Raw genomic sequence first — 16,803 nt, 5'->3', positions numbered from 1 at the left:
GTCCAGCGGGTGAGGCAAGTGCGGGATCTACGAGCAGGTGGAACGCAGCCGATCTTGAGTGGCGCGTCGCGAGGCATGATCGCGCAGCTTGCGACAGCGGCCCGTTCGCGACAGAAATGCCCTGAAGGGATGCAGTGATACGCTCCCGCTCAGGAGGATTGTCGTGACTGTGCATCTCGATCGCTTCGCCGGCCGCCGCATCATCGTCACGGGCGGGGGCTCGGGCATCGGTCAGGCGACCGTTGCACGCCTGCTGGCGGAAGGCGGCATCGTCGTGGCGGCGGACGTCAACGAGGCAGGGCTGGCGGCGACGCGCGAGCAGGCGGAGGCCGCGGGCACGAGCGAGCGGTTGAGCCTGGTGGCGGTGGATATCGCCAGCGAAGCTTCGGTGCAGGAGGCTATCGGCGGCGCGATCGAGCGGCTCGGCGGGCTGGAGGTGCTGGTCAATGCGGCGGGCATCCTGCGCTCGGCCCACACCCACGAGACGACGCTGGAATTCTGGAACCGCATCGTCGGCATCAACCTGACGGGCACCTTCCTCGTCACCCGCCAGGCGCTGCCCGCGCTGCTGGCGTGCGGGAAGGGCGTGGTCGTCAACTTCAGCTCGACCTCAGCCGCCTTCGCCCATCCCTATATGGCGGCCTATGCGGCCAGCAAGGGCGGCATCCAGGCGTTCACGCACACGATCGCGCTCGAATATGCCAAGCAGGGGCTGCGCGCGGTGGCGGTGGCGCCGGGCAGCATCCAGTCCGGCATGACGAGCGATCCGGGCATCCCGGCGGATGCGGACCGATCGCTGTTCATGAAGATGTCGCCGGCGCTGGGCGAAGGGTTCGCGCCCGCTGCGGCTGTGGCCGGCATGATCGCCGCGCTGGCGTCGGACGATGGCTTCTTCGTCACGGGGACGGAACTGCGCATCGACGGCGGCACGCATATGTGACGCCGGTCAGGGCTTCGGGAAGAACACCGCCGGCGCACCGGGAGACCATGGCATCTCCCGCTGCATGATGCTGGCGAACAGATCCGAGGCGAGATGACCGGACAGCCAGCGGTGGAGATGCGGCAGCGGCTGCGCCTTGAACCAGGTGGCGTCTACCGCGGCGAACTGCCGCACGAACGGCATGATCGCCGCGTCCGCCAGCCCGCGCCGCGCCCCGCACAGCTGGGCGGAGCCGCTTAGGCGCTCATCCAGCCGGCGCAGGAAGGCCAGCCCGCGGGCGCGATGCTCCAGCGGATCGCCGCCATGCCGCTCGGGATATTTGTACCGGTCCAGATCCGACTTGAACCCGGCATCGTTCGCGCTGATCAGCGCCGCGTCGTCGCGTTCCAGCCAACCTTCGGGATCGTGGCGCATCAGTGCGTAGCGCATGATGTCGAGGCTCTCGTCGATCACCGCTCCAGTCGGTAGCAGCAGCACAGGCACCGTGCCCTTGGGCGATGCCGCCAGCATTGCTGCGGGCTTGGCACGCAGCACCACCTCGCGCAGCTCACATCGCAAGCCGGCCACCGCCACTGCCAGCCGCGCCCGCATGGCGTAGGGACAGCGGCGAAAGCTGTAGAGGATCGGATCAGACGTCCGTATCATCCGGCCGTCCCGGCAACACCGCTCCGACATGCACGCGCCCTTCGGCTGCGGCGAGCGCTTCCTGGCGGTGACGCTCGCGATAGGAGGCGCGCTGATCGTCCGACCGCTCGGCATGGCACGCGGCGCAGCTGACCCCGGCCTCGTAGAGCGGGTGGAGCGTGTCCGCCGCGCCGACCGGGCGGCGGCAGGCGCGGCAGAGCGTGTAGCTGCCGGGCGTCAGCCCGTGTCCGATCGCCACGCGTTCATCGAACACGAAGCACTCCGCCTGCCACAGGCTCTCCTCCGCCGGCACCTGTGCCAGATAATTAAGGATGCCGCCCTTGAGGTGGAAGACCTGCTCGATGCCCTCCTGCTTGAGGAAGGCGGTCGATTTCTCGCAGCGTATTCCACCGGTGCAGAACATCGCCACCTTCGGCGGGCGACCCCGCCCGAGCAGATCCTCTCGCCTGCGGCGGAACCAGGCGGGAAAATCGCGGAAGCTGTCCGTCTGCGGATCGATCGCACCGGCAAAGCTGCCCACCGCCACTTCGTAGCGGTTGCGCGTGTCGATCACGATCGTGTCCGGATCGGCGATCAGCGCATTCCAGTCCTGCGCCTCGACATAGGTGCCGACGCTGGCGCGCGGATCGATGCCGGGCTGGCCCATGGTGACGATCTCGCGCTTGAGGCGCACCTTCAGCCGATGGAACGGCATGGCCGTGGCCGAGGAGAGCTTGACGTCGAGATCGGCACAGTCGGGCAGCGCGCGGATATGGTCGAGCACCGCGGCGATGCCGTCGTGCGGACCGGCGATCGTGCCGTTGATCCCCTCCGCCGCCAGCAACAGCGTGCCACGTATGCCCTGCGCGCGGCAGATCCGCTCCAGCGGCGCCTGGATGGCGGCGGGATCGGCGAAGCGGGCAAAGCGATAGAGCGCAGCCACGCTCAGCGCGGGCTGCGATGAAGCCGGATCGTTCATCGCCCGTGCCATAGCGCCAACGGGCGGAGGGGTCAGCAGCCGATTAGTCGTCGGGATGGGTGGTGCTCCACGCAGTCTCGGGTGGCGTGAGGCACGCCGCCAGACCCGCCGCAGCGGCCTTCTGCCAAACTGATCGGAAAAGGCTTGCGAGCGATTTGCATTAGCAGGGAGGTGGGCATAAGCGGCTCCCGTCGATGATCGGGGGCAGCATTGAAGGCGATTTGGAAAGCAGGCAGAACGGCAGGATGGATGGCGTTCGCCACGTTGGCGACGCCGGCAGTCGCTCAGGCATCCCAAGACAAGGCTTCTGACGAGATCGTCGTCACTGCGCAGCAGCGGCAGAAACAGGTCGTGAGCGACGGCAGCGTCGGCGTGCTTGGCGATAAGAGTGCGCTTGAGACGCCGTTCAACGTCACCAGCTACACCGCCCAGCTCGTGCTGGATCAGCAGGCTGAAACGCTGGGCGATGTGCTTGAGAACGAGCCCTCGGTGCGCACAACCCAAGGCTTCGGCAATCAGGCCGAGTTGTTCGTGATCCGCGGCTTCGCGCTTAACGGCGACGATGTTGCGATGGACGGACTGTTCGGCATCACCCCGCGCCAGCTCGTCTCACCGGAGCTTTACGAACGGGTCCAGGTGCTGAACGGTGCCAATGCCTTCCTGTTCGGTGCGGCGCCGGGTGGCTCGGGCGTAGGCGGCAGCATAAACCTGATCCCAAAGCGTGCGACGAAGACGCTGCTCCGCGCTACCGCCAGTTACAGCCAGGAGAGCGTGTTCGGTGGGAATGTCGATCTCGGCACCCGCTTCGGCGACGAAGACACGTTCGGCATCCGCGTGAACGGAGTCTATCGCAGCGGTGATTCCCCGATCGACCGCGAGCGTCGCCGTGTCGGTGTGGCGGGTGCCGGCTTCGATGTTCGCCGTGGCCCGGTCCGCTTCACGCTGGATTTCGGCTATGAGGATCAGCGCGTCCATGTGCCGCGTCCGCAGGTCCGGCTGGCGAACAGCGGCGTCGCTGTGCCTCGGGTGCCGGGTTCGACCGCGAACTATGCGCAGAACTGGGCCTTTACGAAGCTTCGCGACGTCTATGCGCTGGCGCGAGTTGAGGCGGATCTCGCCCCGGGCTTGCTGGCCTACGCGTCGGGCGGCTTTCGCGACGGCCGGGAGGAGGGCGATTACGCGACCATCACGCTGACCAATGGCGCCACCGGTGCAGGTACTCAGTCGCGCCTCTATGTTCCCCGTGAGGATAATAATGAGGCGGGGCAAGCGGGCGTTCGCGGCAGCTTCGAAGCGTTCGGCGTTTCGCATGAGGTGAACGCCGGCGGCTCGGCGAACTGGCAGGAAAACCGCAACGCTTTCGCATCCGGCAGCTTCCCCGCTGCTTCGCGAACGCCGTGCGGTGCGGCCGCGACGGCCTTCTGCACCAACCTCTACAATCCGGTGCTCGTGCCGCGTCCTGCCGACTCCGGGGCGCAAGGAAACTTCAGGGATCCGCCGCGGGTCTCGCGGACCGTGTTCAAGAGCCTGTTCCTTTCGGATACGCTCGGCTTTGCGCAAGATCGGGTGCTGCTCACGGTCGGCGCGCGACGCCAGTGGTTGGATATAGACAGCTACGCACGGCTAACAGGCCTGCGAACTGCCCGCTACGAAAAGGCGGCCACCACGCCAGTGATCGGCATCGCGGTTCGTCCGACTGAAACCTTCACGGTCTACGCGAACCGTATCGAGGCGTTGGTGCAGGGACCGACCGCGCCCAACAACGCCAACACGCTGAACGCCGGCGAGATCTTCGCGCCGTTCCGCTCGAAGCAGTATGAGGTGGGCGGCAAGCTTGCGGTCCGCGGCCTTACCGCAACCCTGGCCTTCTTTCAGACCCGGCAGCCGAACAGCTTCAATCAGCCCACGCCAACGGCGACCAACCCGGCCGCGCTGACTTTCGTGGTTGAAGGACAGCAGCGCAATCGGGGTATCGAACTCAGCCTCAATGGCGAGCCCGCCGAGGGCGTGCGCATCATCGGCGGCCTCGCGATCAACGATGCGAAGCAGGTTCGCACCCTGAACGGCACGAATGACGGCAACAAGGCGATCGGCGTGCCTGATTATCAGGCGAATGTCGGCGTCGAGGTCGTTCCGCCGTTCCTCAAGGCTGCAACGCTGACCGCCCGCATGGTGAAGACGGGGGAACAGTTCGTCGACGTTGGCAACCTTCAGCGGCTCCGGGGTTGGACCCGCTTCGATCTCGGCGCGCGCTACGTGGTGGTGGCAAACGGCCATCCGGTGACGCTGCGGCTCTCCGCCGAGAATATCGACAATCGCCGGTTCTGGTATTCAGCGTTCGGCGGCTATCTGGTCCAGGGCGGCCCGCGGACGATCAAGGCCTCTGCGACCTTCGAGTATTGATCATGAGAGCCGGGACGATCAAGGCTTGGTATCTCGTCCACAAGTGGACGAGCCTGGTCTGCACGGTTTTCCTGCTCATGCTGTGCGTGACAGGCCTGCCGCTGATCTTCAGCGACGAGATCGATCGACTGAGTGGTGAGACGCGGCAGTTCGGCATGCCGGGGGTTGGCTCGTCCAGCAACGCACCCGGCCTGCTGCCCCTCGATACAATGATGGCGAGGGCACTTGCAGCCCGGCCGGGCGAGGTGCCGCTGTTCATGGCGTTCGACAACGACCAGCCGTCAATGACGATCACGACGGGTCCAAAGCCGGACTCTCCCGGGTCCGAGATGACCATCCAGCTGTTCGACCGGTCGACGGGCAAGAGCCTCGGTAAGGAAGAGGAGGGCGGGGTGATGCACTTCCTTCTCGACCTCCATACCGACATGTTCCTGGGTCTGCCCGGCATGCTCTTCTTGGGGGCGATAGGCCTGCTGTTCACCGCCGCGCTGGTGTCTGGCGTGGTGCTCTACGCACCGTTCATGCGGAAGCTCGCCTTCGGCACTCTGCGGACGTCGCGAAGTTCGCGGCTGAAATGGCTCGATTATCACAACCTGCTCGGCATCGTCGCGCTGGCCTGGATGACGGTCGTCGGCGTCAGCGGCGTCATCAACACGTTGGAAAATCCGATCAACAAACTTTGGCAGCGCAACGAGCTCGCCGCGATGACGCGGGCCTATACAGGCAGGAAGGCGCTGGATCCGTCACGCTACGGCTCACTCGACAAGGCGATGGCAGAGGCGCGCAAGGCCTTGCCCGGCTACAATCCGCAGTTCATCGGCTTTCCAGGCGGCCGCTTCAGCTCGAAGCAGCACTATGCGGTGTTTTTCCAGGGGGACACGCCGTTGACCGAACGGTTGCTCACGCCGGCGCTGATCGATGCCGAAACCGGTGCCTTCACCACCGCGCGGGCGATGCCGTGGTACAACAAGTCGCTCTCGCTCTCCCGACCCCTGCACTTCGGGGACTATGGTGGGTTGCCGCTGAAAATCCTCTGGCCGTGCTTGATGTCTTCGCGATCGTGATCCTGGGAAGCGGGATCTATCTGTGGCTCGGGAAGCGCCGGGCCTCCACCGCAGCCCACGTACGTGAGGTGGAAACGGGCGGGACCGTGGTCCCGAGCGTATGAGGCAACTACCCGCTGGGCGCAGCTTGGGCGCGATCTTCGCCGTGCCTCTGGCGATCACAGCACTGAGCGCGGTGGCTCTGGTCGCCGCGCTCACGGGAGACGGATGGCGTGACGCCCTGGCTTGGGTGGGACTCGCCGCGCCCGTGGCTGCCGTCGCATGGGCGATGGCGGTCCGCCGCTCTTGAACGAACAGCCAGCTGTGACTTCACCGGTCCGGATTGAGCGAGCGCACGGTCGAGGCAGTTGCGCGCCGAGGCAAGCTATATCCACAGCCACCGAGACCTAATTCAGCAGGCATCCCGACAGGATCGTTGTGCCACCAAGGCTGCGCACCGACTGACAAGAGACGGTGATGAACTGGCCCTTCGAGAGCAGCGCGAGCTGCTCGCGATAGCCCGCAGGGAAGTTCACGACCATGTAGTTGAAGCGCGTACGTCCCTCCATCGACAAAGCGGGCGTCGGACCGGGTTGGACCATGGTGGCAATCGTGCCCGCTACCCGGATCGGCCCGGCATAGCGCATCGCTGCTCCGTCGGGATTGCTGAAAAATGCCGAGTCGAGGACCGGTGCCGAGACCGTTCTCGACGCCGCGCGCGCTTCCGCCGCAGCGGCATCTGCAGCCTCGCGCGCGATAGCGGCGCTGCTGGCTGCGTCGGACTTCGTGCGATCACCGCCATCCGCATCGGATGCCTCGGGAACCGCCTTGTCCTCGGATATGGCACCACTCGAAACATTATTGCGCAACGGCCTCGGCGCGAGAAGAAGATAGGCGATTGCCAGCGCTGCGATGCCAATCAGAACCGGCAAGATCCAGCCAAGCCCTCCTCGGGTGCCGCTTGCGATCGCCTGCTCGCCGGGGTGCTGAACCGACGGGGAAGGGGGTGGCGCGGGACGGGCCTGCGTTGCGCTTGCGGTCGAAGCGCCGGCACCAACCTGGGCGCCACATGCGGCGCAGAATTTGGCGCCTGAGGGAAGCTCGGTACCGCACTGGTCGCAGAAGGCCATCGCTGTCTCTCCTTTGTCGCAAAGACGACGCGCGTCATCCGCGCTCGTTCCTCTGCTGTATCGATTTTCGCGGCTGCACAATAATGATCACTGTTCAGATACCGTTAATTGAGCGGCGCATATTTAATCTGTGTGGCCGGTCGCAGGCCGCAGGGCGGCCCTTCTCGAGATCGTCAAACCAGGAGAATGATCATGAAGCGGATGACCCTGATCGCCGCCGCACTCGTCGCCTCCATCGGCGTCGCCGTTGAACCGGCCGCAGCCTACGAGATTGCGACGACCGGACGGACCCTCGCCACGCCGCGGCTCGCCGTCGATGTCCTTCGGGACATTTCGGCATACTCGAAAGCGACCGGCGGTTGCTCGTTCATCTATTCGGCCGCGATGCGGATCGAGCCGCAAAGCTTCACGCCGAACGGCGGCCATGCGGAAATCTGGACGTTGAACGTCTGCGCCGCCAAGCAACGGTTCCGCATCACCATGCGGCCGTCGCCGCGCGGCGGAAGCGACTACACCATCCAGCCGATGACCGGCCGCATGCCGCTCTACGTCCAGTGAGCGCAAAGCCCTTCCAGAACGTTCCTCATTAGCACTGTGGGAGACTTGTCATGTTGAAGTCGATCATCAGCACCGCCGCGCTCGCCTCGGCATTCCTCGCGCTGATCGCTGCCAGCCCCGCCGCCGCGCAGGGCATTGCCACCTGGCGCGGCACCTATGTGTGGGAGGAGCCGCTCGGCCGAATCGGCGGCGAAGGCGCGGACGGCGTGGCGATCTTCGTCACCCATACGCTGACGCTCGGGCCCGGTGCGGGGAGCACCGGCTGCCGCCTGGATGCAGAGGGCTACCAAACCAACATGCACGTGAAGTGCACCGCGACGCCCGAGCCCGGACGGGTCATCATCAAGCTCTACAAGTTCCGTCCGACCGACCCCGGTCAGGGCCCTTCGGGCACCCGCATGTTCCGCATGGTTCGCACCAATTCCGGGCTCACCACGGCGCTTGAGGCGTATGGCCCGACTGGCGACCTGACCCCGCGCGTCGGCAGGCTCTTCCGCCAGGTCGGCTAATCCGCCATCCAGGTGCGGTCGCTTCCGATCGGGAGCGGCCGCCCAATCGACGTCGGGCGGCCCATGATGAGCAGACGATCAGCCCTGAGGCGCGATCAGTTCACCGCGAGGGTCTCTCTGGGCGTTGCCGCTAGGTCGAACGCAAGCCGGCACGACCCGGACACTGCCGCGCTCACCTGTGTCCGCCAAGCCTTCACCGTCACCCGCGAGCACGGCCGATAGGAGCCCCATCATGGCGACCACTGCTCAGTTCCGCCGCCTTCACCGCCGCGTCGGCATCGACCGCGTCGCCGGCCTGCCGCCGCAGTTCGAGCGATCCGGCGACACCTGGCTGTTTCGCCGTCACGGGCACGGCCCGGCCGTGCGGATCAGCGACGACGAGTTTCAAGCGTCAATGCGTGCAGGGCTGCGGGCCGTTCTCGTCCACGCGCTTGTGCTGCCGTTATTCGCTTGGCTTGGCTGGCTGGTGCTTGAGCGGCTGCTGCCCGACGGGAGCGTCAACGCGCTGGCCGCGCTGTTCGGCGTGGTCCTCTCGGTCATCGGGCTCGCACTGTTCGGCTCGCTGCGCCACTATGCCGACGCGCCAGGACGCGCGTTTGCCGGCAGGCCGCAGGTTGCGCCCGCCCGTGATCCTAGCGACGCCACGCAGCCCGGCTGGACGACCATCGTCGCTCTGACCTTCATTCTCCTGACCGCGGCGGCACTCGGCACGCGCCAGCCGGCCGCTTTCTACATCGCCTTCGCTACAGCGTCGGTGATGCTGGGGCTGATCCTCGCCGTTCGCCGGCTTCGGTTCGATGCTGCGCTGACCGTTGTCCAACGGGAGCGCCTGCGCGAGCAGCGCGCCGTCGAGCGGCAGCGGGAGGTGGCCCGCCTCGGCAGGCAGCCCGACGTCCACTGGTGGCAGTTGCCGCTGCTGGTGCTTTTCATCCTGCTTCAGCTCGCTTTCCTCGCGCTGGGCGTGATCGTCTGTGTCGGCGTCGTCCTCGGGATCACCGGCGAAACGTCGACCGGAATGTCCTTCGGCCAGTTCATCGCGGGGTTCCTGCCGGGCCTTGCTCTCGGCTACGTCCTGTTCATCCCGCTCGAGCGGCTGTGCAAGCGCTGGACCGGCGTCTCCGCCGTGCATGCGTTGGACTGGCTTCCGCCAAGTTGGTAATCCGCAAGGATCAGCAGCCGTCTCCCGCGGTGATCGAGCGGATCAGTGCGCGATCGCCAACCCTGGTGGTGCGCACGGTGGCACGTCCGTTGCAGCGGATGCCGGTGCCTGCGTAGCGATACGTGACCCGGTACGTGTCATCTTCAAGCTGGCGGATCCCGGTCAACTGCAGGGGATCGGACAAGCGGCCGTAGAAGCGGGAGATCGCGTCCGCGGAATAGGTACGGCTGGATCGCTTGGCCGGGATGATCTGCGCCGAGGCGAGCGCACCATCACCCGCGCCGAGGGCCTCGTAGAAGGTGCGGACCGTCTGCTCCCCCGCATGCTCGGTGTCTGCATGGTCAAGCGTTCCTCCACGCGTCCCATCCCGGTTTGAGCGCGGCGTCGGTAGCGTCGCATCGTGTGGTTGAGTGGCGGGGATGTCAGGCGGAGCCGCCAGCGGATCGTCTTCGGCGCTCGCGAGCAGGGTGGCCGAGGGTTCGGCGTCGAGTGCGGGCAGGGGGCGGTAGGTTGCATCAGGAAGATCGAACGCCGCCAGCTTGCTGACGATCGGCTCGGCCCCGGTGAGGACATAAACCAAACCGCTACCATCCGCGGCAGCCTGTGCGGTGTAGGTGATCTCGGCGATCAGGCGGCGCTCGCCGCCGAGCGCCCGTTCGGAACCGGGTGGAACGTCGAGAACCAGGCGGCCCTTGCAGCGCGTTATGTCGAGCGCCGGATCTCGGCCGATGACGACGGGATCCTCCATCCTGATGAATGAGAAGGACTCGAGCGTGTCGAGATTTGTGCGGTGGCTGCTCCGGTCGCTGCGGGCTTCGTTGAAAAGAACCCGCTTCAACCGGTCATACGCGCTGCTCGACGCACATGCATCCTTGTAACGTCTGGCCTCCGCACGAGTTTGCGCCGTTTCTTCGGGCTTGTTCTGCTTGATCTTACCGCAACCACTGAGTGTGAGCGCGACCATAATAAAAGCCGTGGGGCCGTATCTGGTCGGTCGACGCATGATCACTCCCGAAGCTGCATGGCAATCGCTCAACTGCCTTCAACGGGTTCTGGTTCACCCGAGGGGTTCAGCGCCGAGCCTCGTCCGCGCTGCTGCTGAAAGAGCCAGCCTTCCTTATCGCGCCTGAGGAACGAGGAGCGTTAGCCTTGTTGGGGCGCGACGGTAACGACGTCGGCAGGTCCGGATGCAGCGAATAGGCCGCTTTGAACGGCGGTCTGTAGCCCATGAAAAGCAGCGCGACCTTGAAGCTGGGGTTGATTGGCAGAAGCGATCAACCTCATTGCGTCACTTCGTTTCGGTACGCCTGCCACTCCCGCTAGGCTTCGTTGGAAGTTCGGCGATGGCCGATTATCTGCGTGAGCACCGACGAGAGGAGAGACAATCATGGCTGACCGCGATCCCACAGGCTGCCCGATGCACGCGGGCGCTCCCGGTGTCACCGAGGCTCGCTCGCTGCTCGGGCGAACCAACAGGGATTGGTGGCCTGAGGCGCTGCCCGTCGATGTGCTGCACCAGCATGGCGTCTCCCCCGACCCGATGGGTCCGGACTTCGATTATGCCGAAGCGTTCAGCCAGCTCGATTATCAGGCGATCAAGGCCGATCTCACCGCGCTGATGACCGACAGCAAGCCGTGGTGGCCGGCCGACTTCGGCCACTATGGCCCGTTCATGATCCGCATGGCGTGGCATGCCGCAGGCACGTACCGCGTCACCGACGGCCGCGGAGGCGCCAACTCCGGACAGCAGCGGTTCGAACCGCTCAACTCCTGGCCGGACAACGGCAATCTCGACAAGGCACGCCGGCTGCTCTGGCCGATCAAGCAGAAATATGGCCGCAACATCAGCTGGGCGGACCTGTTCATTCTGGCCGGCAACGTCGCGATCGAGAGCATGGGTGGGCCGGTGTTCGGCTTCGGCGGCGGGCGCAAGGATGTCTACCAGTCGGAAGGCGACACCTTCTGGGGTGCCGAGGAGATCTGGGTCGACGAGGGCGCCCAGACCCGGATCACCGACGATCTGCCCGAACTCGAGGGCCCGCTCGCCGCGATCCAGATGGGTCTCATCTACGTCAACCCGGAGGGGCCCGGCGGCGATCCCAATCCGCTGCTCTCCGCACGCGACATGAAGGCGACCTTCTCGCGCATGGCGATGAACTCGGAGGAGACGGTTGCGCTCACCGCCGGCGGGCACGCCTTCGGCAAGGCTCACGGGGCGAAGCCGGCCGAAAATTTCGGTAAGAACCCCGCCGCCGAGGCGGTGCACATGCAGGGGCTCGGCTGGCTGACCGATCAGGAGGAGATCGGCCGAGGCCACATCACCACCTCGGGGATCGAGGGTGCATGGACGAACAATCCCACACGCTGGGGCGGCGACTATTTCCGCCTGCTGTTCAAATATGATTACGAGCTGACGACGAGCCCGGCAGGCGCCAAGCAGTGGACGCCGGTCAACCCCGATCCGGAGGATATGGCGCCCGACGCGCGCGATCCGAACAAGCGCGTGCCGACGATGATGACGACGGCGGACATGGCGCTGAAGATGGACCCCGAGTTCCGCGAGATTTCGCTGCGCTTCAAGGACGATCAGGCCGCCCTCGACGATGCCTTTTCGCGGGCGTGGTTCAAGCTCACCCACCGCGATCTCGGGCCGAAGATCCGCTACCTCGGCAACGACGTCCCGGCCGAGGACCTGATCTGGCAGGATCCCATCCCAGCCGGCGTCGCCCCGTCCGACGCGGAGGTCGCTTCGTTCAAGGGGCGGGTGCTGGCGAGCGGCCTGAGCGTGTCCGAGCTGGTCAGGACGGCGTGGGCCTCCGCCTCGACCTATCGCAAGTCGGACCATCGCGGCGGGGCGAATGGCGCGCGGATCGCGCTGGAGCCGCAGCGCAGCTGGGCGGTGAACGAGCCCGACCGGCTGGCGACGGTGCTGGCCAAGCTGAACGAGCTGCGCGGCTCGATCAGCCTTGCCGATGCGATCGTGCTGGCCGGCTCGGCCGCAATCGAGCAGGCAGCGGCAGCGGCCGGCTTCACGGTGGAGGTGCCGTTCACCGGCGGTCGCGGGGATGCGACGCAGGAGATGACCGATGTCGACAGCTTCGTCTGGATGGAGCCGCAGGCCGATGGCTTCCGCAACTATCTGAAGTCACGCCAGCGGGTGAAGACCGAGGAGCTGCTGCTCGACAAGGCGTCGCTGCTCGGTCTCTCGGGGCCGGAGATGACCGTGCTGGTGGGCGGTCTGCGCGTGCTGGGCGCCAACCACGGCGACCGTCCGGAAGGCGTTCTGACGACCCGTCCGGGTCAGCTCACGAACGACTTCTTCGTCAACCTGCTCGACAACGAGACCTTCTGGGATCTGGTCGATGCATCCAGCGACGAGGAGTTTATCGGCTATGATCGGGGTGGCCGGCACGAGAAGTGGCGGGCGACGCGGACGGATCTCATCTTCGGCTCGAACAGCCAGCTTCGCGCGACTGCGGAGGTCTATGCCGAGCGGGGTCACGAGGAAAAGTTCGTCCGGGACTTCGTCAAGGCCTGGGTCAAGGTGATGAACGCGGACCGGTTCGATCTGACGGCCCGCCGGTCGGAGGACGTGATCGACGACGTCGCCTGATCCGCTGCGAGGGACTGAGCCAGGCGGCTCAGTCCCTCGTGGACTGTCTGCAAAGCGGAGCAGGGCGGGGCTGAGAAGGTCCTCGGGCGGCTTGGCTTCATTTGGATGTAGCTCTTTACCGGCGGTCGGCTACGGTGGTGCCAGAAGGCGCCCATTCGTCGCGGAGGGGCCGGTAAAGGGGGATGTGATGAGCGAGACGCCGGCTGCTGCAAAGGCGAGGAGCCTGCATCGCACCATCTGTGCTCTATTGGCGATCGGTCTGGCCTCGCCGGCTCTGGCCCAACCCGCGGCGGTATCGGTCGATCCCGTGCGCGTGCTGGTCAAGCGCCTCGATCTCGAGCGCTACAAGGCCACCATCAAGGCTCTCACCAAGTTCGGCGATCGCCGTCAGGGCACCGCGCGCAACCGCGCAGCGACCGACTGGATCGAGGCGCAGCTGAAAAGCTACGGCTGCACGAACACGGAGCGGTTGAAGTACACGTTCGGCGAGGAGCCCGTGCACCGGGTCGCGCCGGCGAAGGCGGTGGTCGCCGCCGGCTCAGAGGAGCCGGGCTTGTCCGTCGGCGGCGGGCGTTCGCGCGGTTTCACGCGCCCGACCGGCGTGAACAGCGATCCCGCCGCTCAGCCCGATGCCCGGCTGAGGGCGCTGAATGCTCCGCCTGCGGTGCCGGGGATGCGTGAGCAGGTTTATTGCACCAAGATCGGGACGGCCCATCCGGAGGAGATGTACATCGTCAGCGCCCATATGGACGGGATCGGCTTTGGCGAGGCGGCCAATGACGACGGCTCCGGTACGGCGCTGGTGATGGAACTGGCGCGCGTGTTCAGCAGCCCCGACGTGCAGACGGACCGGTCGATCCGCTTCATCTTGTGGAACAACGAGGAGACGGGGCTGAACGGCGCCAAGGCTTATGTCGAGCAGCGCGCCGCGTTGCAGGGCCGGGAGTCGCCCGCCGGATCCGGCCGCTATCCAGAGCCCAAGTGGCTTGGCGTCATGCAGCACGACATGATGCTGTTCGATCACGGCATGCCGGGGGCCGACGGCAGCCTCAGCCCGGTGCAGCGTCCGGAAGCGGACGTGAACATCGAGTACCAGGCCTCATCGAAGCTCGCGGCTAGGTCGCAGGAGCTGGCCTGGGCTCTGCAAGCGGCGAACGAGCGCTATGCCAGCGACTATCCGGCGGCCGTTGGGCGGCACATGACCAACACCGATTCCACGCCGTTCATGGATCTGGTGCCGGCCGTGAGCCTGCGCGAGAATGAGCGTGGCGCGCAGGTGGGAAGCGGCTGGGATCCGCAGTGGCACCAGCCGACTGATCTCTACGCCACCTACAGCGACAAGGATTTCCTGCTCGGCCTGAACGCGGCGCAGACCACACTTGCCGCGACTGCGAGGCTGGCGGGCGCGACCCTTCGGTAATTGCGCCCGGCTACCCCGCGTATCACAGCGCGCGGGGGGACGCCCCAGGCTCGATGATCGTCCATGGCCTGGGCTGGCCGCATAGCGCGTCCGGAGGTCATTCTCGTATCTGCCGCCGGGCAGCATCCGATCGTCGCGCTACCCGTTCTGTGGCTTCCTATCGCTCGATCAAGGCACATCATGAAGCGCAGTGCGGCCGCCTCCGAGATGCATCGGCATGAGTTCGTCGCGTTCGTCGCGGCGGTGATGGCCGTGAACGCGCTCGGCGTGGATCTGATGCTGCCGGCGCTTGCGGACATCGGCCGCGATCTCAGCGTGACGACCCCCAACCATCGCCAGTGGATCGTCACCATGTACCTGGTCGGCTTCGGTGCCGGCCAGTTGATCTACGGTCCGCTGGCGGACCGATTTGGCCGACGCCCGATCCTGATCGCGACGCTCGCCGGCTTCGTTGCATCGAGCATCTTCGCTGCCGGCTCGACGACCTTTGCTGCCCTGCTGGGTGCGCGTGGGCTGCAAGGCCTCATGTCGGCATCCACGCGCGTGCTGGCGGTGGCGATCGTCCGTGATCGCTTCTCGGGTCGGCAGATGGCGCGGACGCTGTCTGTCGCGCAGATGATCTTCTTCCTCGTGCCGATCCTCGCGCCTACGATCGGGCAGGGTCTGCTGGTAATCGGTCCCTGGCGGTTCATCTTCTACGCACTGGGCGCTTTTGCAGCGCTTGTGCTTGCATGGACGTTCGTGCGCGTGCCGGAAACGCTACCGCCTGAACGGCGCGTGCCGCTCTCGCTCACCGAGCTGAAGCGATCCTATCGGCAGACGCTCACCAATCGCTTCTCGGCGGGCTACGCACTGGCGGCGTCGCTCACGTTCGGCGGCATCGTCGCGTTCGTCGCCTCCGCCCAGCAGATCTTCGTCGACGAGTTCGGCGCCGGCAGCCGCTTCACTTTGTTGTTCGGCGCATGCGCCTTTGCCATGGCATGCGCATCCTTCGCCAACAGCCGGCTTGTCGAGCGCCTGGGCACGCGCCTCATCTCGCAAAGTGCGGTTATCGCCCTGATCGGCTTGTCGGTGGCGCATCTCGGCGTGATCGCCGCCGGCGCGGAGTCGCTGTGGACCTATGTCCTGTTCCAGGCCCTGAGCATGACGTGCATCAGCCTATGCGGCTCCAACTTCGGTGCCATGGCCATGGAGCCGGTCGGCCATATCGCCGGCACGGCCTCCTCGGTTCAGGGCTTCATCACCAGCGCCGGGGCGGTGGCGGTCGCCTCCGTGATCGGGCAATCCTACAACGGCACGACCTATCCTCTTGCCATCGGCTATCTTTGTATCGGGATTGCCGTCGCGGTGATCGTCGCCTTCGTCGAGGGTGGGCGGCTGTTCCGGCCTCGCCTGATCGACGGGTGATCGGCGAGTTCTCAGTCCGCAGCGCACCTCGCTGAGGGCTGTGTGACACGCCAGCTCAGTTCGTATGTGACCAGAAAGCCGTCATGATCGGATAGGGCCGGGCCGCTCGGCCCGCCGTCGAACAGGGCTTCGACCTTGATGGGGCGGATCGTCACGCCTCGCCCGCTCTGGAAGAACTGCAAGTCTTGCGTGTCCTTCCACGGCTCATCGCCGTCCCATGACATCCGCACGTCGCACTGCCCAGCAGGCGTGGCGCAGATGCGGTGAACGAGCTTGAGCTGGAGGCTTCGCGAAAAGTGCTCCCAGCGGCTGTCGGAATGCTTCATATTGAAGTCCCCCGCCAGGATCGCTGCACCTGCATGATCGCGCGTCCGCCCGACGAATGCGGCGATGGCGCTGGTCTGTCGCTCATGTGCTGCGATCCGCCGGGCCTCTGGCGCACGCGATGCCGCCTGCGAATTCATATGCGTGTTGTAGATGTCGAGAGGCGCAGGCAGGCCGGGCACGTAGACTCGCGCCAGAACGACTCCCTTGTTGCTGAGGCAGTCAATGCCGGCACACGCCCGTGGGCCGAAGGCGCGTCGCGTGGTAAAGGTGATCGGGTAGCGCGAGGCGGTGACCAGACCGCTGCCAACAAGGTGCAGGCCCAGCTCTCCCCGCTTGAGCTTCGGTTTTCCGGGCAGCGGAGCCGCAGGAGCGTCAGCGGAGGCGCGCGTCGTCCGGCCCGGCCCGGGGATCATAGCCGGATAGCCGGAACGATGGACAGCGCGCTGCGCGGCGCCGCTGAACACCTCTTGGAACAGGACGATATCTGGAGCGGCGCCTGCCTCCCGAAGCGCTGCGAGACGCGTGCCGATCTCGCGCAGCTTGGCGGCCCTGCCCGTGCGCGCAGGCCAGCCAAGCCCTTCGACGTTGTAGGTGAGGACCGACAGGCGTGTTCGCGCTGTCCCATGATCCGCCGTGATCGCCACGGAGGGGGAGGGCGCTGCGCTGCACGACAGCGCCCGATGCGGAGGTG

Annotated in this window: 14 protein-coding genes; 9 read left to right on the top strand and 5 right to left on the bottom strand. The window is 66.1% G+C overall.

The genetic code is table 11. The features are described 5' to 3' along the window. Positions 1 to 163 precede the first annotated feature (163 nt). Positions 164 to 940 carry an SDR family NAD(P)-dependent oxidoreductase gene (locus tag BM360_RS10220; protein ID WP_207544577.1) on the top strand — a complete coding sequence of 259 codons (777 nt, stop codon included), beginning with the start codon at positions 164 to 166 and terminating at the stop codon, positions 938 to 940. A gap of 6 nt (positions 941 to 946) precedes the next feature. On the opposite strand, the gene BM360_RS10215 is transcribed toward BM360_RS10220, so the two are convergent. Both BM360_RS10215 and trhO read right to left on the bottom strand, forming a co-directional pair. Then, positions 947 to 1,585: a glutathione S-transferase gene (locus BM360_RS10215; protein ID WP_093314319.1), complete on the bottom strand. Its 639-nt coding sequence runs from the start codon at positions 1,583 to 1,585 to the stop codon at positions 947 to 949. After that, positions 1,569 to 2,543, bottom strand: a complete 975-nt coding sequence (gene trhO / locus BM360_RS10210) for an oxygen-dependent tRNA uridine(34) hydroxylase TrhO (RefSeq protein ID WP_242653441.1) — start codon at positions 2,541 to 2,543, stop codon at positions 1,569 to 1,571. The genes BM360_RS10215 and trhO overlap by 17 nt, the downstream gene beginning before the upstream one ends. Positions 2,544 to 2,792: 249 nt before the next feature. On the opposite strand from trhO, the gene BM360_RS10205 reads away from it, so the two are divergent. Together BM360_RS10205 and BM360_RS10200 are read left to right on the top strand one after the other, a co-directional pair. After that, positions 2,793 to 4,946, top strand: coding sequence for a TonB-dependent receptor (locus tag BM360_RS10205; RefSeq protein WP_093314315.1), 2,154 nt, complete (start codon positions 2,793 to 2,795; stop codon positions 4,944 to 4,946). 2 nt (positions 4,947 to 4,948) lie between these two features. Then, a complete protein-coding gene (locus BM360_RS10200; protein ID WP_242653440.1) occupies positions 4,949 to 6,010 on the top strand; it encodes a PepSY-associated TM helix domain-containing protein in 1,062 nt (353 codons plus the stop codon). 386 nt (positions 6,011 to 6,396) lie between these two features. On the opposite strand, the gene BM360_RS10190 is transcribed toward BM360_RS10200, so the two are convergent. After that, on the bottom strand, positions 6,397 to 7,119 hold the full coding sequence (locus tag BM360_RS10190) for a zinc ribbon domain-containing protein (protein ID WP_093315977.1): 723 nt from the start codon (positions 7,117 to 7,119) through the stop codon (positions 6,397 to 6,399). Between the two features lie 192 nt (positions 7,120 to 7,311). Between BM360_RS10190 and BM360_RS10185 the strand changes: the two genes are divergently transcribed. The 3 genes from BM360_RS10185 (at position 7,312) to BM360_RS10175 (ending at position 9,345) form a co-directional block, all read left to right on the top strand. Beyond that, positions 7,312 to 7,677 carry a hypothetical protein gene (locus tag BM360_RS10185; protein WP_131819238.1) on the top strand — a complete coding sequence of 122 codons (366 nt, stop codon included), beginning with the start codon at positions 7,312 to 7,314 and terminating at the stop codon, positions 7,675 to 7,677. A gap of 53 nt (positions 7,678 to 7,730) precedes the next feature. After that, positions 7,731 to 8,186, top strand: a complete 456-nt coding sequence (locus BM360_RS10180) for a DUF5991 domain-containing protein (protein WP_131819237.1) — start codon at positions 7,731 to 7,733, stop codon at positions 8,184 to 8,186. Positions 8,187 to 8,418: 232 nt separating this feature from the next. Continuing rightward, positions 8,419 to 9,345 carry a hypothetical protein gene (locus tag BM360_RS10175; protein WP_093314307.1) on the top strand — a complete coding sequence of 309 codons (927 nt, stop codon included), beginning with the start codon at positions 8,419 to 8,421 and terminating at the stop codon, positions 9,343 to 9,345. 10 nt (positions 9,346 to 9,355) lie between these two features. Here the strand turns inward: BM360_RS10175 and BM360_RS10170 are convergent, their stop codons facing one another. Next, positions 9,356 to 10,348, bottom strand: coding sequence for a hypothetical protein (locus BM360_RS10170; RefSeq protein WP_131819236.1), 993 nt, complete (start codon positions 10,346 to 10,348; stop codon positions 9,356 to 9,358). 384 nt (positions 10,349 to 10,732) lie between these two features. Between BM360_RS10170 and katG the strand changes: the two genes are divergently transcribed. From katG to BM360_RS10155, 3 genes are all read left to right on the top strand, one after another. Beyond that, a complete protein-coding gene (gene katG, locus BM360_RS10165; protein ID WP_093314303.1) occupies positions 10,733 to 12,958 on the top strand; it encodes a catalase/peroxidase HPI in 2,226 nt (741 codons plus the stop codon). Between the two features lie 187 nt (positions 12,959 to 13,145). Next, positions 13,146 to 14,378 carry a M20/M25/M40 family metallo-hydrolase gene (locus BM360_RS10160; protein ID WP_093314301.1) on the top strand — a complete coding sequence of 411 codons (1,233 nt, stop codon included), beginning with the start codon at positions 13,146 to 13,148 and terminating at the stop codon, positions 14,376 to 14,378. Positions 14,379 to 14,585: 207 nt separating this feature from the next. Then, positions 14,586 to 15,785, top strand: coding sequence for a multidrug effflux MFS transporter (locus BM360_RS10155; protein ID WP_093315976.1), 1,200 nt, complete (start codon positions 14,586 to 14,588; stop codon positions 15,783 to 15,785). Between the two features lie 11 nt (positions 15,786 to 15,796). Here BM360_RS10155 and BM360_RS10150 read toward each other — a convergent pair whose 3' ends face one another. Beyond that, on the bottom strand, positions 15,797 to 16,756 hold the full coding sequence (locus BM360_RS10150; RefSeq protein WP_242653439.1) for an endonuclease/exonuclease/phosphatase family protein: 960 nt from the start codon (positions 16,754 to 16,756) through the stop codon (positions 15,797 to 15,799). Positions 16,757 to 16,803 lie beyond the last annotated feature (47 nt).

Source organism: Sphingomonas jatrophae (assembly GCF_900113315.1).
GTDB lineage: Bacteria > Pseudomonadota > Alphaproteobacteria > Sphingomonadales > Sphingomonadaceae > Sphingomonas_P > Sphingomonas_P jatrophae.
Note: the sequence above shows the minus strand (reverse complement) of the source record. Positions and strands in the feature narration are given on the sequence as shown.

Bases quoted from the DNA above. Each gene is read 5' to 3' on its own strand.
- BM360_RS10205 (WP_093314315.1), top strand. From the start codon at position 2,793: ATGGCGTTCGCCACGTTGGCGACGCCGGCAGTCGCTCAGGCATCCCAA.
- BM360_RS10215 (WP_093314319.1), bottom strand. From the start codon at position 1,585: ATGATACGGACGTCTGATCCGATCCTCTACAGCTTTCGCCGCTGTCCC.
- BM360_RS10160 (WP_093314301.1), top strand. From the start codon at position 13,146: ATGAGCGAGACGCCGGCTGCTGCAAAGGCGAGGAGCCTGCATCGCACC.
- BM360_RS10155 (WP_093315976.1), top strand. From the start codon at position 14,586: ATGCATCGGCATGAGTTCGTCGCGTTCGTCGCGGCGGTGATGGCCGTG.
- BM360_RS10185 (WP_131819238.1), top strand. From the start codon at position 7,312: ATGAAGCGGATGACCCTGATCGCCGCCGCACTCGTCGCCTCCATCGGC.
- BM360_RS10170 (WP_131819236.1), bottom strand. From the start codon at position 10,348: ATGCGTCGACCGACCAGATACGGCCCCACGGCTTTTATTATGGTCGCG.
- trhO (WP_242653441.1), bottom strand. From the start codon at position 2,543: ATGAACGATCCGGCTTCATCGCAGCCCGCGCTGAGCGTGGCTGCGCTC.
- BM360_RS10190 (WP_093315977.1), bottom strand. From the start codon at position 7,119: ATGGCCTTCTGCGACCAGTGCGGTACCGAGCTTCCCTCAGGCGCCAAA.
- katG (WP_093314303.1), top strand. From the start codon at position 10,733: ATGGCTGACCGCGATCCCACAGGCTGCCCGATGCACGCGGGCGCTCCC.
- BM360_RS10175 (WP_093314307.1), top strand. From the start codon at position 8,419: ATGGCGACCACTGCTCAGTTCCGCCGCCTTCACCGCCGCGTCGGCATC.
- BM360_RS10200 (WP_242653440.1), top strand. From the start codon at position 4,949: ATGAGAGCCGGGACGATCAAGGCTTGGTATCTCGTCCACAAGTGGACG.